Genomic DNA, 15,551 nt, shown 5'->3' on the forward strand with positions numbered 1-15,551 from the left:
TGACCATTTTCTATAAATACGTTCTCTTTCCTCATTCGGAGTTATTTTCCGTATTTAAGCAATTGAAAAAAACTCTCTTCTAAGTAAATAGATATGGAACGACCCTCTTTTTATTGAGAACTCGTTCCATATTGCCAATTGGTATATTATCTATTTCCATTATACTACAAATTCGCAATTCTTTATAGACTTTACTTACAATTGATCCCACATTATACTATTATTTACAAAACTGAAAAAGAGGTGTATCCGTATGAATGATAATAAAGATGTCTTAGATCATGGTCCTTTTTTTCATGGTACTAAAGCAGAACTTAAAATTGGAGACCTTTTAGAACCGCAACACTTATCAAATTACCAAGATAAAAAATCAAACTTTATCTATTTCACTGGGACATTAGAAGCAGCGAAATGGGGTGCCGAATTAGCAAAGTCTACTTCGAAAGAAAGAATTTACATCGTAGAACCATTAGGTGATTTTGAAAACGATCCGAATTTAACTGATAAACGTTTTCCTGGAAATCCCACACGTTCTTATCGGTCTAAATCACCTTTAAAAATTTTAGCCGAATTGGGAACATGGGAAAGACATTCCGATGAAGAAATTAATCATATGATTGCATCATTAAAAAAGTTAACTGAAGAAGGAAAAAATGTAATATACGATTAATCCTTACAATATATAAAATCATGAATTAAAAAAGGGAGCATCAGAAAAATGCAGTTTACACCATAGAAAACTCGGTTCCTTACGATGTTTAGGAACCGAGTTTTTTGTTTCGTTTATTAAGCTAACCGTTGTATAACTCTTACATCATTAAAAGGATTCATCAATTTCAGAATGACAAAAAGCTTTATCTCCTAGACAAGGTAAAGCTTTTTATTACACGGAGTTGTTGGCTCATAGGTGGTCTATTTCTTTTTGGTCATGAATGTCAGAATGTCGATGCTAAAAAACTAATACGCCTCCCCTCTTCCGCCACCATAGGTAATGACTGGACAACCATCGCTCCTTCATGCCGTGTGGGTTTAATTTATAAACCTATACTTGCAGATGTATAATTGATACAGTTGTAGTCTAGTCGATCATGAAGTTAGGGAATAGTTCAAAGTCGCTTTGGTCATGAATGTTAGAATGGCAAAGAGCTTTATCTTCAAGACCCTTGTTAAGCAGGCCCAATCCCTCTATATTTCTATCTAAACTAAAAAAGCAGGAACCTATTATCGTTCCTACTTTACCCTACTTAAGGATTCGTTGACCATAGACCAGCTGTTTTTAACACCACTCGCGGGTGAAGCTTTAAGCCTGCTACAATCAAGTCAGCCAGATCTTCAGGATGCATGACTCTATCGACATCCCCCGAAATCAAATTTAGTTCATTGGCTAAATCCGTCGTCACCGTACTAGGAGCAAGGGCTGTGACCCGAATATTATGCTTTCTTACCTCCATCATCAGGGATTCAGTCAGGCCTAACACCGCAAATTTCGAGGCGCTGTAAGCACTTGTAACAGGAGCTCCCTTTTGACCCGCCGTAGAAGAAATATTTACGATATCCCCTGCTTTTTTCTCAATCATTTCTGGTAAAACCGCTCTGGTAACATTGTATACGCCCATCAGATTCACACGGATGATGCTTTCCCATTCAACAGGAGATAAATCAAGGAAGCCTCCGAATTTAGCAATCCCTGCATTGTTAATTAAGATATCGATAGCGCCTAAGTCGGACCTGATTTTCTCGACGGCGTTCTCTACTGACTCTAGATCCGCCACATCCGCTGTTGCCGTTGACACTTGGACTCCATAAACCGTTAACTCCTCCTGCACTCGATCTAAATGAGATGCATTCCGTCCGATGAGTCCAAGCTGAACCCCTTCTTTTACTAAGGCATGCGCCGTGGCTCGTCCAATTCCTCTGCCTCCGCCCGTAATGAGCGCGGTCTTTCCGTTTATAGAGATCATAGTTGACACTCCTTTATGAAAGTATCCTTAAAAACCCAATTTATGTTTTGCTAATAACTGGATCCTAATACTCTATATCGAGTAGTTCCTTACAAGAAATTGAATTTATATCATGATTTGTCGATCCATAATAAGCTCGATAGGAACTGCTAATTTAAGTAATCCAAGGTATAGAGTTTTTCCGTTTTGAATGACAAATTTATGAGATAAGCGCCCGTTTCTCTCGAACTAAAAATGAACGTAGACACCTACCTAACGAATACGCATATGATAGGTTGAAAACTTTAGCAACCGGGGGGTTTCCCATGTATTCCAATCAATATGTTTATAATTATGGTGGACAATTTTATAATGATTATTTTCGAGCAACAAATGACACTCAACTAATAAATGATATTCAGAAAGCAATTAATGGGGAATATAGTGCCATTTCATGTTATGAAAAGTTAGCTAAGATGGCACCTACACAAGATCAAAAGACAAAAATACTTGAGATACAAAAAGACGAAAAACGTCATCTTGAAGAGTTCAGCAGGATTTATATAAATTTAACAGGAAGACAGCCGACTTATAAAATCATTGAGGAATGTCCAGACAATTATAAAGCTGGAATCGAATTTGCGTTTAAAGATGAACAAGAAGCCGTTGATTTCTATTTAGATATAGCAGATAAAGCACAGGATACTTTTATTAAAGAAAGATTTCGACGTGCAGCATCAGATGAACAAAATCACGCTGTATGGTTTTTATTTTTTTTTTAAATCCACAAATGTAACGCATAAGAAACGGCAAATTGAGAATTACGGTGCTAAAGGAGCACTAAATGCTACTTTGTTAACCATATCTGAAATGCTGACTTACGCACTACAGGACGAATACTTGGCACAATCTAGGTATGATAACATTTTAGAAACCTTTGGATATATTCCTACTTTTGCACAAATTAAAGAAGCCGAACTAAGGCATATTAATGCATTATTACCACTCTTTGAACGTTATCAGGTTCCTTTACCTGAAGATATATCAAAGTCTTTCGTCTCTACTCCTGATAACATTAAGGCAGCCTTTGCTGCAGGTGTTCAAGGGGAGAAAGAAAACATCGCGATGTATGAAAAGTTCCTAAGATATCAGATACCAAACGATGTTAGATTGGTTTTCAGCCGATTACATGACGCTTCAATGAATCACCTCGCAGCCTTTGAAAAAGGACTTGAAAGAAAGTGAACTAATCTTGCAATTTCCTGTAAATGGACCATAGCTGAACAAAGAAAAACGGAGCCACATTGGCTCCTTAACTATGCTCCCTTTAGAATCTTATGAATCGTAAGCGATGTCCCAAACTACTTGGTTTTGAGACATTCGGGTTGTTTAATTAATTATTTCTTTTTTCCTCCCAAAGTCGTATACGCTCTTCATGACTCACTACTTTATGGATTTGGTGAAGCATCCATACATAGCCAAAAGAGTCCATAAATATTGCATTTGACACTCCGTAATCAGGTAACTCAGTAACTGGTTGTATCTCCGTGCACCCCAAACTCATTGCCTTTGTAAATGTTTCCTTGATATCAGGGACAGAGACGTTAAACCAAATGGTTTTTGGGTCGGCTTGGGTTGGTGCTATCAATTGAAATTCTGGATTTTCATCCAACATGTGAAAGCGTACGCCGTAAAGGGTAAAAACTACTTCATTTGTACCTTTGGGTAAATCTGAAACCTCAACACGTTCGACTTCAAATATGTTTTCGTATAATTCCAATGCTTTTAAACTATCTGTAACAACCAAATCAATTTCTACTCCTACCATTATGAACAGACTCCTTTTATTAGCTAATAGATATTCTTTACTTTATCATTTTCTTCTAATTTGTAATTAAGTATAACTGCAAGCCAAATTTGATTGGATGAATCGGCATGATGTGGATCAGGATCAATATAGGCTTCTATGGCTGGCATTTCAGCAACATCATACTCATTTGACGGAATCCATTCGGAAAAGATTGGTTTCCAAGCCTTAGGCATTTCGATTGGGGATGGTCCATGCGTCACTTAGGTTAGCCTAGTCCAGCATACTTGTTTACTAATTCCTCAACTCTCTCTTAAGTAGTCCCCTTTTTGGTTTCATCCCAGATGATATTGTACAACCATCTTCGCGGATATAGAAAAACTTTTGTGTTTTATTCAGGGACTCACCTTGTCCCACAAAGACATAAATTGCAGTCTATTAATTTTTATATAAAGTATTAAAATTTAATTATGACATACTTATTCGTTAATGTGACATGTCATTTGGCAAGGAAATGAACACACTGGAAATTTTAGTTTGCCAAGACTGTGAACAAACTAATGATTTTCATGAATTTCTTATTCCCGACAACATAGGACATTGTGTTGATACCAAACTACATAAACAAGTATATAAAGGTGATTAATAATGATTCTAATGAAGCAGATTCTGAAGTCTTTAGATCAGAAGGGAATTGTCGATAAACATACTCTCTATCTTGAAATTGGTGATCCTAAACTCCCTGATCGATTAGCTTTTTTGTGTGAGCGTAGAGATATTAAACTGGTTTCGGTGAATGCTTTTGCAATTACTGATAAAGGAAAAAAGACACTATTTAAACTACCGTAACCAAAATGATAAAGATACACTCCGAGCATTGTGTTACGGTCTAAAAACTCAACTTGATGTTGAATGGCTGTACTTAGTCCATCCAACGACCTAATCCAAGGTTTAGGAAACGGGCTGACCTTCTCCCCTGAACTAACCAATGGAATAAGGATATCTCGAAATATGATTAATGGACACTATATTGAAAACGCATATATCTACAAGTTAGGCAGTAGCAGAAGTCCGGCGCAGTAGTTGAAAAGGTAGGTTGGAAGGGCGAACATTGTGGTCCCCTTTCCAATCCCCTATTACTTAACCCTCTACTTATCATTTTCTTTCCCCAATGTATACTGGAATTAATAATTCACGACAAAAACAAAGAGACCGACAGTGCTCGAATACTATCGGTCAGTACAACAGACGTGCCCCTTACTGGTCTGCCATACTCATCGAGTGCCTATTGCTCACTTTTATGAAGTTAACTGAAATATATTCGATAAGAAAATTCGGTCATCAGGTCGCTCAAGCTAATAAAATGAGACAATGCCGCACGAAAAGTATCATTCATTTGCGATCGCAAAATGTGTATGCGGAAAGCGAACAAAAAAAGGGATTTTTAAGGTAATGGCTTTAAAATCCCTTTTTTTCCAACAAGCCAAACCACATCGGTTAGGCATGAATTTAACTATATTTTACGTTTGATTTGTTCAATAGCTTACTTTGTTAATTTGTCTGCCTTTTGCAGCACGGTAGTCTCAAGAGTCAATTGAAGTTTCATTCGTTGATCCTTCTATCTGTTATAAATCCCATATTTTAAGATATCAATATAATCCGTTAAATCTTCATATAGCTCTTCTAATAGAGCTAGTGCTTTGTCGTCTACCTGCTTGTATTTTTCTACATATCTTCTGGTTAAAGCCTCGACCGATTCAAAAATAATAGCCAGTATTTTTTCATAGGAAATATCGTTGCGCAAGATTTCCGTATTCATCCCATTAAGGTAGAAACGAAAATATCGCTCATTAAAGCGCTGTTCAAACCGATCGGCTTCTTCTTGAATTTCTTCCGATTTTACCACTAATAGATAAATAGCTAGGTGATAGATGAGGGGTTTTTGTATAAAAAGCTTCATTTTTACCAAATTTAGGTCTCTTAATCGCTCTAGCGGATCAGCCGAAATAGAAGAAGATTCACTTTCCAAATAAGAAAAAAAATACTCCATACACCGTTCTCCAATATAGAGAAACAGTGTTTTTTTATTTTGGAAATGATGAAATAAAAGCCCCTTCGACACTCCTGCCTTTTTTATGATCGCGTTAGTAGATGCCAGATCATAGCCCTTCTCCGCAAATTCCTCTAGTCCCGCCTGAAGCAGTTGCTTTTTTTTCACGTCGGTTTCATCGTTTCATATTGGATTCATGATTTCGCTCCATTCGTGATGTTATGATTATATTGACCACACGGTCAGTTTTAGCTATAATTTACCATGTAATGACCACCTGGTCAATCTTGCGCGAGGAGGGAATAGGAATGAAGCGTGCTTTTTATCGCATCTGCGAAGTTTTGTTGGCTCTTATCTTTTTGGGAGCTGGTCTAAACGGATATTTGGTATGGTTTGGTTTTGAACCTATATTTCCTACAAGTCCTAAAGCGATGGAGTTTTTAGGTACTGGATATTTACTCGCGCTTGTGAAAACCGTTGAATGTTTGGGTGGATTGCTGATTTTAACGCGAAGATTCATCCCTTTAGCATTGCTCATGCTCCTGCCGCTGATCGTAAACATTCTGGCCTTCCATATCTTCGTGGACCCTGAACTTCTCCCAATCGCCATGGTCGTGGTATTACTCGAATCCACCCTCTTATTTCATTACAAGGAAAACTTCAAGAGCTTGCTCTCAGTAAAAAGCAAGACGGATTTATCAGCCTAGAAGGGAACGAAGTACCTGAAGGGTATCCCGAAGTAGGCAATATCAGGGAAGTTCAACCGGTTAAGTCGGACAAAAGGTTCCGCTATTTGATGTCCCTTCAGGCCTTTTTAGGCGCAAACGGACATGGGTTCCTTTATTTTAGGAGTTTAAGCTCTTTCCTACCATATTTCTATGAAATAAAGGATCCCTCCATTTTTCACCACTGCGGTTTTAGGGCAAATAAGGGATCTAGTGTCCGCAACTGCCAAGCAGGATAGCTATTCATACTCCTCCCCCTCTGTTCTACCAAATCAATCTCTTAAATTTTCAGCTAAAGCTTTTTGCTTTCTAATCTCATAGTTAGCCAAAAATCTTTAACAATTTCCCTAATTATGTTAATATTTGGTTGATTAAGGACCGGCTAGATTGAAAGATTGATATTAGTAGGAGGAGAATTCTTCGTATGCCTCAATCCATACTCATCGACCATTCGCAAAAGGAATTCCCGGAATTTTTGTATGTAACATTTGATTCAGAAAGTTATTCTCAATCCATTTTTAATCAAGATATCGATATTTTTAGCTACAGACTTTATATACCTAAAAGTATACGAAGTCACTCTAGTGAAAAGCCAGTCCCTTTGGTCGTCATGCTTCATGGTTGTGGCCAAACTCCAGAGTCGTTTGCAAAAGGAACGCAAATGAACGAGTTAGCTGAAAAAGAAAACTTTATTGTCCTATACCCGGAAATGAATAATGTTGCGGATTGGTTTATTTTTAGAACTTTGCTTTTTAATCCTTACCTTTTTTATTTGCTGACCCCTTTACAGGTAAGGTTGTTAAGGGATTCTATTCGGCAAAATGGGCTGATGTTAAAAAAGAATGTTCTACAGTCTTCTCCGGGTTGGTTAGATTGGGTAAATCAGCATTTAAAGATGAACCCATTTTTTAGGGACTATTATGAGGAATTAAATGCAACAGATTGCTGGAATTGGTTTTTTGATGAAAATCAACATCGTGACAAAGGGCAACCTCAAATCATCATTGGAATCATCGACCAAGTAAAACGTTTTTTAAAAAAGGAATATCAAATACATATTGATGAGAAAAAGACGTATGCTGCTGGTTTCTCGGCTGGTGCGGCCATGACTGCCATTCTCGGAGCCACCTATCCCGATATATTTAGTAAAATTGCCATCTGTGCTGGTGTACCCTACCATGCAGCGAAGCCGCATAACAAAGCTGATCTTAAACATATTTTTCACGATGCTGTTTCTGTGATGGAAAAGGGTGTCGAAGATCCGTATGCATGTGGTGACAAGGCATTTGAGGAAATGAAAAAGGCGTATAAAGAAGAAGGAGGAACAAGAACCCTACCTGTTCTTATTTTGCAGGGCACGGATGATAGCATCGTACGTCGAATCAATGGGGATCACGTTTTTATCCAATGGGCGCAAACGAATTTTCGCATTGAAGGGGGTCATGGACGAGTACCTATCCATTTTCAAAGTCCTATCCAAGCCCAGGAAAATGGACGAGACTATAAAGAATATATCTATAAGGATAAAAGTGGATACCCCTTAGTCCAACTTCGGATGATCGAAGGATTAGAGCATAAATGGTCTGGTGGAAGTGATGAAGGTTCCTATACCGATCCCCGCGGTCCAAAAGCAACCGAGCATATATGGAGATTCTTTCAGTGATATCGTCGCTAATGTAAAAAAGTGGGCATCCCCATTGGGGACACCCACATTCCTAAATATATTATGGCCAACTGCCTTCTTTATGCTACCTTGTTGATATTGATTTCTTTTCCTGCCTTACGCATTTCTTTAAATTCAGCTGCAGCTGTGAAAAGGACGTCCGTAGATGAGTTAAGCGCCGTTTCAAACGAGTCTTGTAAAACACCAATGATAAAGCCGACTCCGACTACCTGCATAGCGACATCTGCCGGGATCCCAAATAAGCTGCATGCTAGAGGAATCAGTAACAAGGATCCACCAGCAACCCCCGAAGCCCCGCAAGCGGATATCGCTGATAGTACACTGAGGATAATAGCTGTAGGGATGTCCACTTGAATGCCAAGGGTATGAACCGCGGCAAGCGTCAAAACAGAAATGGTAACTGCGGCACCAGCCATATTGATGGTTGCACCTAACGGAATGGATACCGAATAACTGTCCTTATTCAAGCCTAAATTTTCACATAATCTCATATTTACAGGAATATTTGAAGCTGAGCTTCGGGTAAAGAATGCGGTAATGCCGCTCTCCTTCAAGCACTTCAAAACAAGCGGGTAAGGGTTTTGTCTAATCATGACATACACAATGATGGGATTGACAACCAGTGCTACAATTAACATACAACCAATCAAAACAGCAAGTAATTTCCCGTAGCCTAGTAACGCCTCCATTCCATTGGCCGTAATAGATTCAAATACCAACCCCATGATTCCGAATGGGGCAAGCATAATCACCCATCTAACCATTTTAGACACGGCATCTGCAAAATTAGTAATCATCGTTTTTGTCGTATCTGCGGCATTTCTTAACGCGAGTCCAAGCAGGATGGCCCAAGCTAAAATACCAATATAGTTCGCATTATAAATGGCCTTAATGGGGTTATCAACCACGTTCAGAAGTAAGGTTTGGAGAACCTCTACGACACCGCCAGGAGGCGTCAAGCCTTCAGCACCCTTTGCAAGGGTTAAGCTTACAGGGAAGATAAAGCTTATGATCACGGCGATTAATCCAGCTGCAAAGGTTCCAATAAGGTATAGGACAATGATGGACTTCATATTCGTTTGGTTACCACGTTTGTGTTGAGCGATGGCTGACATAACCAAGATGAGTACCAACACTGGTGCAATCGCTTTCAAAGAACCTACAAATAAAGTTCCTAATATGGCAACAGGTTGGGCTGCTTCGGGGATCGTAACCGCTAGTATAATACCCAAAATCAAACCAACTATGATTTGTTTTACCAGACTCCATTGACTCCACTTTTCCAGTAAACGTTTCATTTTTCTTTCCCCCATAGTTTAAATGATTAATCGTGCGAAAACTCAGCTAGCAGTCTATCTAGGCGGTAACTAAAAGCGGGTTTGACCTCAGCTTAAACAACATATCCTCCGTCATTTTCTCTAAATCAAAATCCGTTTTAAATCCCCACTCTTCCTTAGCGCAAGTTGAATCTATTGTATTAGGCCAACTGTCGGCAATCGCTTGCCTTACAGGATCGACCTTATAATCCATAATAAATTGCGGAATATGCTTTTGGATCTCGGCTGCAATTTGCTCCGGCTCAAAGCTCATAGCAGATACATTGAAAGAGTTCCGATGTTTCAGCTTAGAGGCATCAGCCTCCATTAATGCTATGATGGCATATAAAGCGTCAGGCATATACATCATATCCATAAATGTGCCCTTAGCAAGGTAAGAAGTATATCTCTTATTTTTTATCGCTTCATGAAAAATTTCTACTGCATAGTCGGTTGTTCCCCCGCCAGGGAGTGTAACATAGGAGATCAATCCCGGGAATCGAAGCCCTCTCGTATCAACCCCAAATTTATGATAGTAATAGTCACATAATAACTCTCCGGATACTTTATTTACTCCGTACATCGTAGTCGGCCGTTGAATAACGTCTTGTGGAGTGCCGTTTTTAGGAGTGCTTGGACCAAAAGCACCAATGGAGCTAGGGGTGAAAAATTGACAGTGGAGTTCTCGTGCCGTTTCTAAAGCATTCACCAATCCGCCCATGTTTAAATGCCAGGCTAAAAGAGGCTTTTTTTCAGCTGTAGCAGACAATAAAGCAGCTAAATGTATAATCGTATCCACTTCATGTTTTTTAGCTATGTTAAACATCCCTTTTTCATCTGTCACATCTAAAATCTCAAATGGACCTGAATGGACCACGTCGCTGTCCGTTCTTCGAATATCTGTCGCAATGATATTGTCAGATCCGTAAATCTCCCTCATTTTCAGCGTCAATTCTGAACCAATTTGACCTAAAGCCCCCGTTACTAAGACCTTTTTCATCAGACATTCCTCCTTACTTTCACTTTCGCATAAACTCCTTCTTCATCTTGAGCGAAATCTGAAACCGTTTGCATCGAATCATTTTATTGATTGAATTTTCGTTGTTATACACAGATGTTTGTGTCTCTGGAGAGGACAAAATTTAATCATGAATAGTTTCAAACTCACCAAAAACTCCTGTATCCAAGTTAACACATCCCCATTATTTTGTCTACATAGAAAAGACAAAATTCCATCAAGTATTTGATAAGATTATAAATATTCTCTATAAACAGTATAATACTTAGGGTTTTCAGCAAATTCAACAGGGCACTTTACTCTATATTTTGTATACCAGCAGAAGACATTCGACTTTCTGAGATGATATTCTATTAGGATATCATCCAACCCAGTTTTTTTACATGCCTTGATTTTTTGTCCACCAGATGCAGACTCACTTTTATATGAAAGTTACGCATAACACAAAATGGATAAAAGGTCGGGGTGGCGGGAAAATATAAAAAGACCTCTACTTGAGGTCTTCTTCTAGGGATGATTCCTCTCGGCGGGGTTACATTTGCCTCAGAATAAAATCCTTCAAATCTACAATCCGGTTATAGGTTGGTCTTTCTTTTGTGCCCGCGATAAAAATGGGAAAGTAACTGTCCACTTCATGGAGGCCTCCGTGCGATCCGCCCCCCACGTGGGTCGGCGAACCTGTGCCTTTCATTTCATAACCCGGCTGTATAGTCACAAGTAGGAATTTTCCCTCGTGGGAATGGAGAGCAGCATAAAGTCTCATCAACCCATCAGGATAGGAACCATATCCAATGGCTTCCTCCTTAGGGGCGCGTTTTAAGTCTAGAACCTCCATGTCCCCTTCTATATCCCATTGCTGGTGATATTCATCCACAAAGGTATTCCCCTTGCGAAAGCGCATTTCTTTACCCGAGCCCCCTTGCATCACCTTTACCCAGTCCTTGTCTTTCCAACTAATCAGGTCAAGCCTCTCGTCATGTTTAAGCTCCTTGACCATAGCCTGGAGTTCCACCTGATCCTGTAAGGGGTAGATGTAACTCATTCTTTCATTCACAGCCAGAGCCATCTCATCTGTGGGGCCGGAGCTCCCTAGCGGAGCGACTCTCATCTTACTGAATGTTTGATCCAAGTCTACAATGGCTTCCTTCTTATCGTTTTTGATTCGAGAGACCCCACTGTCTCCCATAACCATGAAAACACACTTTTCAAGGCCTTCATCCCATTTGCCAAAAGCATGAAAGACCTCCTGAAGCTGACGATCGACCTGAACAACCGATTCGCTTGACAGCTCACCTTGCTTATGGGATTCATGGTCCAAATCCGCCAGGTAAACCACCGTAAAAGACGGAAGCTGATCCTTTCGTATCATTCTTACCAAATGTTGAATAGAAACCCGGTTATTCACTCCATAGTAATTTATAAATGGGAAGAATCCCGAAGACATGTATCGATAAAAATTGCCAAGTACAAAATAGTCTGGGGCCTTGGTTTGGATTTTGGAAAAAGGCCATGGAATGGCTAGATCTTTCATATGATTCGAACGATAGACTATGGCGTTAATCGATGCGGTGGATCGGCCTGAAACAGCCAATTCTTCATGGATGGTTCGTGTCTGGGTACTTAAATGCGTATTGTTTAAATGAAACAAGCCGTCGTTCATCACCGTCTTGATCCCGCTTTTTATCGTTGGAAAAACCCCATCTCCGTAATGAATCAGACGTTTCTCCTTCAAGCTATACCAGCGAAGACCCGGGATACGATGCTTATCGGGGTATGTACCGGTCAGTAAAGTACTGTCGATCGTGACTGACATGGTAGGAAAAGAACTAACCATCCGGTTGGAGTAGCTCCCCTTTTCTTTCAAAAAAGAAAAAGCCGGCACCTTGTTCTGAGCCATCAAGCTCTCTAACGGCTCCGACAAAAGAGAGTCGACCACAATTAAGATGACTTTTTTTCCTTCTTCAGCGGGCAAGTCCGGATGTTTCTTGATTCCTATTTTTAGACTAGCCCAGTACGCGACCACCAAAACCAACAGCAAAACCCAAAGGAGTACAGTCATTGAAATCCCCCATTTTATTATCCTTTCTACCATCTTTTCCACGATAAGGATATATATAACTTCGACGGTGGAAAAGGAATTGGCAGAAGTGGAGACCCCAATACAAAAAAGAAGTTGTCTCATTAATCCTGAGGCAACTTTTTTCATTCATGCTAATATGGATTCTATGCCACCTTGCCGTCAAGCCGAATGCTATTTTCCTTGGTTGACAGAAGTGGAAACGTGGGACTGGTATTCTTCAGAGAGGTCTTTGATCGACTCAAGATAGGGACTCATGTCTACCAAAAATCTTCGTTTAAACTCCTCCTGGAAGCGGACATCCCCCCAACGTCCTCCCGCCAATTGTTGGTACTCTTTAATATTGCGATCAATCAACAGGAATTGTTCTGAGATCCCTTTTAAGGTTTCTCTCGTTTTACTATCCAAATTAGTGGAAGCTCTATCCTTGAACTGGTATCCCATAACATGAAGGACATTTCTTGTGTCAGCTCTAAAAGCTAGAATCCAGAGATCCTTTTTGCAACTCTGAAGACATCACCTGCTGATTAATACCGTATTCCATCTTCAAGAGCTGGGAATTGTCATCGCTTAGATGTATCAGCTTGTATAGACCTGTTCCCATGCTTGATTCATATTCTTCGCATGGGAGAGCAGATCCCAAAAGGCTTCCTCATCGTTTTCATCCACCTTGCTCAGTTTCTCAAGCTGTCCGGCCAATGAAACAAGGGAGGGGCTGTCTTCTAGGAGATATAGAAAGGTATGGTCATTTTTCTCTTGGTACCATGCGATCTGTTGTTTTTGCTCCCGGATCATCCGATTCTGAAAGAAAGAAAAGATCGTCAACAATACCAGCAGAGCAATAAGGGGAATCCAATATTTATTCCGTTTCACAATGGGACGACTGCCTTTCCTCTAGTAATGTCGATTCTCCCCAAAACACTACCTGATTTAGGAAGTGGATTCTAGTGGAAATAAGTCCCTCAAGGTTAGCTACCAGAACTCCATAAACTGAACAACACCACCGCTAAGGCAAGATGGAACAGGGGAATGACGGATAACAGCACAGGTTTTTCCTTGCCCTTCCTTGTAAATCGATAGATTAAACAACCAAGATACGTGAGAAAATAGGTACTCGACACAGCGATAAACGAATAAACAACAAATAGGGTAAAAAACCCTTCGTTCCCCGTCCTCTCTCCTGCCAACGACATAATGTTGGCCATTAAGACTATAGGAGTAAATAGTAAAGGAATTGCGCCTACAACAAATAAGAAGCTACTTAAAAGTTTCTTCTTCATAGATTGGTTCGCTCCATCCCGATGGGTTGTATTTAAGTTTTGCATAAAGAAGCCGGGTCTTAAAAAGGTATAGCCGATTCCAGACTCCCGGATCATATCCTCGATTTTCCGATGAGGTACAATGGGATTTTTTTCAACTCCCATCAAGGAAACAAACACAATATGCTCAAGCTTCCTTTTTTTCATTTCATCCATAAACGGCTGCATATCATGTTTCGGTTTTCCCAATTGAGGAGGACGCATGAGGAATACCTTCTGAACTCCATCTAGAGCGTGCTCGAAAGTGTGATGTCTCAAGAAGTCAAACTCCATAAGCTCCACGTCCAGACGGGTGAATTTATCCCTCTCCTTTTCCACGCTGCGTACGGCCACTCTCACTTTCTTTTTTTGGTGCTAACTCACAAACAACGGGATAGCCAATATTCCCGGTAGCCCTGTGACTAAGATGGTCTGATTCATAACCACACCCCTAAAATCCAAATGATTTTATTGACAGTCTATAATATGAATTAAAGAAATAGTATAGTCCAACGTTATGTTATTTCAAATGAAGCACGCAGGCCATTAATCGGACTAGCTTCAGGTTATTTAGCTTAGAGTGCCTTACCATGATAGGTTAAGCGGACGAGAATTCGGTTGTTTAGCAGTTAGATTATCAATATGAGGGCTCTGAAGCCAAATAACCGGAACGGACTCCGGTTGTTACCCGTATTAGCATACGCTTAGCAACATAACCGGATTATCCTCCGCTTGATTCACAGCCCCATCGGCGTAACGCCTCAATGATTGTATCGTATACTGACACCTTTGATTCATTAATACCATAACAAAGATCGCAGGGTCATGATAAGTAGGTTAGTCATTGCTTTGTGCCCTGGCTGTCCACGTTGATCCTCTATTTTAGTCGAGCCTCATTGGTCATTATCATCCCCAGCAATTTCATGCTGACTTTACTTTTCCTCTATGGAATACTAGGCTTACTAGTTTGATATGGAAGAATAGACGCATGACTTGGTTTTAGTACTTTTTATATGTTTCCCTTCGTTTCCCTCTTCGTCCCATGCTACGACGAGCAGCGGGATTCAAGGATATTCCGCCCACCCACTGGGCTGAGAACGCCATCCTTTGGGGCAAGAACACGGGTATGGTGAAGGGCTACCTGGATTAATCGCTGCCCGTAACATCGAAGTAGGGAGGCGAATGCTAGTCGCGTTTCCCCGCTATCGAATCCCTTTAGTTTAATAAATGACTAAAAATTAATATACCCCCTACAGGGTATTTTTAAAGATAATAATTGGCAAAAGTACACTGATGGTAGACATGTAATAAAACCAAGGATGAATAGATGGAAATTCTCCACCTATGATTAAAAATTAAATAGAAACCTCATCATATAGGTGGAAAAACTCCAACTATTTGCTCTGAAAGCCATATTTATTTGATGTTTTCAAGCATTAGTTGTTGATTCTCCACTTATTTTGCTTTTTTTCCTCTTATTTTTTCGGATAAGTGGACTTTTTACCACTATTTAAAATCAACTCGATGTATCACAATCTCGTACTCCAAACATCCACATCTTCTAATATTCATTGGTACTGTTTCGTTAAACTGCCCGATAGCTTAGTAATGAAACAAGGAGCAGCCGTGACGACTA

16 protein-coding genes are annotated in these 15,551 nt (G+C 39.9%); 6 read left to right on the forward strand and 10 right to left on the reverse strand.

Annotated features, from left to right (window positions below):
* The first annotated feature begins 253 nt into the window (after window positions 1-253).
* Window positions 254-670: an NAD(+)--rifampin ADP-ribosyltransferase gene (arr, locus tag EIZ58_RS21730; protein ID WP_134703035.1), complete on the forward strand. Its 417-nt coding sequence runs from the start codon at window positions 254-256 to the stop codon at window positions 668-670.
* Between the two features lie 574 nt (window positions 671-1,244).
* On the opposite strand, the gene EIZ58_RS21735 is transcribed toward arr, so the two are convergent.
* The gene (locus EIZ58_RS21735; RefSeq protein WP_134703036.1) at window positions 1,245-1,961 is read right to left on the reverse strand and encodes a 3-ketoacyl-ACP reductase; all 717 of its coding nucleotides are present in this window, start codon (window positions 1,959-1,961) and stop codon (window positions 1,245-1,247) included.
* Between the two features lie 305 nt (window positions 1,962-2,266).
* Between EIZ58_RS21735 and EIZ58_RS35210 the strand changes: the two genes are divergently transcribed.
* Window positions 2,267-2,722: a ferritin-like domain-containing protein gene (locus tag EIZ58_RS35210; RefSeq protein WP_167577870.1), complete on the forward strand. Its 456-nt coding sequence runs from the start codon at window positions 2,267-2,269 to the stop codon at window positions 2,720-2,722.
* Entirely contained in the window at window positions 2,670-3,185 is a 516-nt protein-coding gene (locus EIZ58_RS35215) for a DUF2202 domain-containing protein (protein WP_370297778.1), read from the forward strand. Before EIZ58_RS35210 ends, EIZ58_RS35215 begins: the two co-directional genes overlap by 53 nt.
* 148 nt (window positions 3,186-3,333) lie before the next feature.
* Here the strand turns inward: EIZ58_RS35215 and EIZ58_RS21745 are convergent, their stop codons facing one another.
* Together EIZ58_RS21745 and EIZ58_RS21750 are read right to left on the reverse strand one after the other, a co-directional pair.
* Complete coding sequence (locus EIZ58_RS21745) at window positions 3,334-3,768, reverse strand: VOC family protein (RefSeq protein ID WP_134703037.1); 435 nt, start codon at window positions 3,766-3,768, stop codon at window positions 3,334-3,336.
* A gap of 23 nt (window positions 3,769-3,791) precedes the next feature.
* Window positions 3,792-3,983, reverse strand: a complete 192-nt coding sequence (locus tag EIZ58_RS21750) for a hypothetical protein (RefSeq protein ID WP_167577871.1) — start codon at window positions 3,981-3,983, stop codon at window positions 3,792-3,794.
* A 421-nt stretch (window positions 3,984-4,404) separates the two neighbouring features.
* On the opposite strand from EIZ58_RS21750, the gene EIZ58_RS21755 reads away from it, so the two are divergent.
* A complete protein-coding gene (locus tag EIZ58_RS21755; protein ID WP_167577872.1) occupies window positions 4,405-4,596 on the forward strand; it encodes a hypothetical protein in 192 nt (63 codons plus the stop codon).
* A 769-nt stretch (window positions 4,597-5,365) separates the two neighbouring features.
* Here EIZ58_RS21755 and EIZ58_RS21760 read toward each other — a convergent pair.
* Window positions 5,366-5,965, reverse strand: coding sequence for a TetR/AcrR family transcriptional regulator (locus EIZ58_RS21760; RefSeq protein ID WP_134703040.1), 600 nt, complete (start codon window positions 5,963-5,965; stop codon window positions 5,366-5,368).
* Between the two features lie 140 nt (window positions 5,966-6,105).
* On the opposite strand from EIZ58_RS21760, the gene EIZ58_RS21765 reads away from it, so the two are divergent.
* Both EIZ58_RS21765 and EIZ58_RS33700 read left to right on the forward strand, forming a co-directional pair.
* Window positions 6,106-6,504: a hypothetical protein gene (locus EIZ58_RS21765; RefSeq protein ID WP_134703041.1), complete on the forward strand. Its 399-nt coding sequence runs from the start codon at window positions 6,106-6,108 to the stop codon at window positions 6,502-6,504.
* A gap of 442 nt (window positions 6,505-6,946) precedes the next feature.
* Entirely contained in the window at window positions 6,947-8,185 is a 1,239-nt protein-coding gene (locus EIZ58_RS33700) for an extracellular catalytic domain type 1 short-chain-length polyhydroxyalkanoate depolymerase (protein WP_167577873.1), read from the forward strand.
* Between the two features lie 80 nt (window positions 8,186-8,265).
* On the opposite strand, the gene sstT is transcribed toward EIZ58_RS33700, so the two are convergent.
* The 6 genes from sstT to EIZ58_RS21800 all read right to left on the reverse strand — a co-directional run bounded on the left by sstT (window position 8,266) and on the right by EIZ58_RS21800 (window position 14,275).
* Window positions 8,266-9,504 carry a serine/threonine transporter SstT gene (gene sstT, locus EIZ58_RS21775; RefSeq protein ID WP_134703042.1) on the reverse strand — a complete coding sequence of 413 codons (1,239 nt, stop codon included), beginning with the start codon at window positions 9,502-9,504 and terminating at the stop codon, window positions 8,266-8,268.
* Between the two features lie 58 nt (window positions 9,505-9,562).
* The gene (locus EIZ58_RS21780; RefSeq protein WP_134703043.1) at window positions 9,563-10,522 is read right to left on the reverse strand and encodes an L-threonine 3-dehydrogenase; all 960 of its coding nucleotides are present in this window, start codon (window positions 10,520-10,522) and stop codon (window positions 9,563-9,565) included.
* Between the two features lie 550 nt (window positions 10,523-11,072).
* On the reverse strand, window positions 11,073-12,599 hold the full coding sequence (locus EIZ58_RS21785) for an alkaline phosphatase family protein (RefSeq protein ID WP_167577874.1): 1,527 nt from the start codon (window positions 12,597-12,599) through the stop codon (window positions 11,073-11,075).
* Between the two features lie 192 nt (window positions 12,600-12,791).
* Window positions 12,792-13,025: a hypothetical protein gene (locus EIZ58_RS21790; RefSeq protein ID WP_134703045.1), complete on the reverse strand. Its 234-nt coding sequence runs from the start codon at window positions 13,023-13,025 to the stop codon at window positions 12,792-12,794.
* A gap of 171 nt (window positions 13,026-13,196) precedes the next feature.
* Window positions 13,197-13,490 (reverse strand): hypothetical protein, encoded by a 294-nt coding sequence (locus EIZ58_RS21795; RefSeq protein ID WP_134703046.1) that lies wholly within the window; start codon window positions 13,488-13,490, stop codon window positions 13,197-13,199.
* Between the two features lie 95 nt (window positions 13,491-13,585).
* On the reverse strand, window positions 13,586-14,275 hold the full coding sequence (locus EIZ58_RS21800) for an SDR family oxidoreductase (RefSeq protein ID WP_134703047.1): 690 nt from the start codon (window positions 14,273-14,275) through the stop codon (window positions 13,586-13,588).
* Between the last annotated feature and the right edge of the window lie 1,276 nt (window positions 14,276-15,551).

The sequence above is a fragment of the Ammoniphilus sp. YIM 78166 genome, from assembly GCF_004522215.1.
GTDB lineage: Bacteria > Bacillota > Bacilli > Aneurinibacillales > RAOX-1 > YIM-78166.

What these genes read in the sequence shown, in the direction of transcription:
- arr (WP_134703035.1), top strand. Translation starts at nt 254, where the DNA reads ATGAATGATAATAAAGATGTCTTAGATCATGGTCCTTTTTTTCATGGT.
- EIZ58_RS21735 (WP_134703036.1), bottom strand. Translation starts at nt 1,961, where the DNA reads ATGATCTCTATAAACGGAAAGACCGCGCTCATTACGGGCGGAGGCAGA.
- EIZ58_RS35210 (WP_167577870.1), top strand. Translation starts at nt 2,267, where the DNA reads ATGTATTCCAATCAATATGTTTATAATTATGGTGGACAATTTTATAAT.
- EIZ58_RS21745 (WP_134703037.1), bottom strand. Translation starts at nt 3,768, where the DNA reads ATGGTAGGAGTAGAAATTGATTTGGTTGTTACAGATAGTTTAAAAGCA.
- EIZ58_RS21750 (WP_167577871.1), bottom strand. Translation starts at nt 3,983, where the DNA reads ATGCCTAAGGCTTGGAAACCAATCTTTTCCGAATGGATTCCGTCAAAT.
- EIZ58_RS21755 (WP_167577872.1), top strand. Translation starts at nt 4,405, where the DNA reads ATGAAGCAGATTCTGAAGTCTTTAGATCAGAAGGGAATTGTCGATAAA.
- EIZ58_RS21765 (WP_134703041.1), top strand. Translation starts at nt 6,106, where the DNA reads ATGAAGCGTGCTTTTTATCGCATCTGCGAAGTTTTGTTGGCTCTTATC.
- EIZ58_RS33700 (WP_167577873.1), top strand. Translation starts at nt 6,947, where the DNA reads ATGCCTCAATCCATACTCATCGACCATTCGCAAAAGGAATTCCCGGAA.
- sstT (WP_134703042.1), bottom strand. Translation starts at nt 9,504, where the DNA reads ATGAAACGTTTACTGGAAAAGTGGAGTCAATGGAGTCTGGTAAAACAA.
- EIZ58_RS21780 (WP_134703043.1), bottom strand. Translation starts at nt 10,522, where the DNA reads ATGAAAAAGGTCTTAGTAACGGGGGCTTTAGGTCAAATTGGTTCAGAA.
- EIZ58_RS21785 (WP_167577874.1), bottom strand. Translation starts at nt 12,599, where the DNA reads ATGACTGTACTCCTTTGGGTTTTGCTGTTGGTTTTGGTGGTCGCGTAC.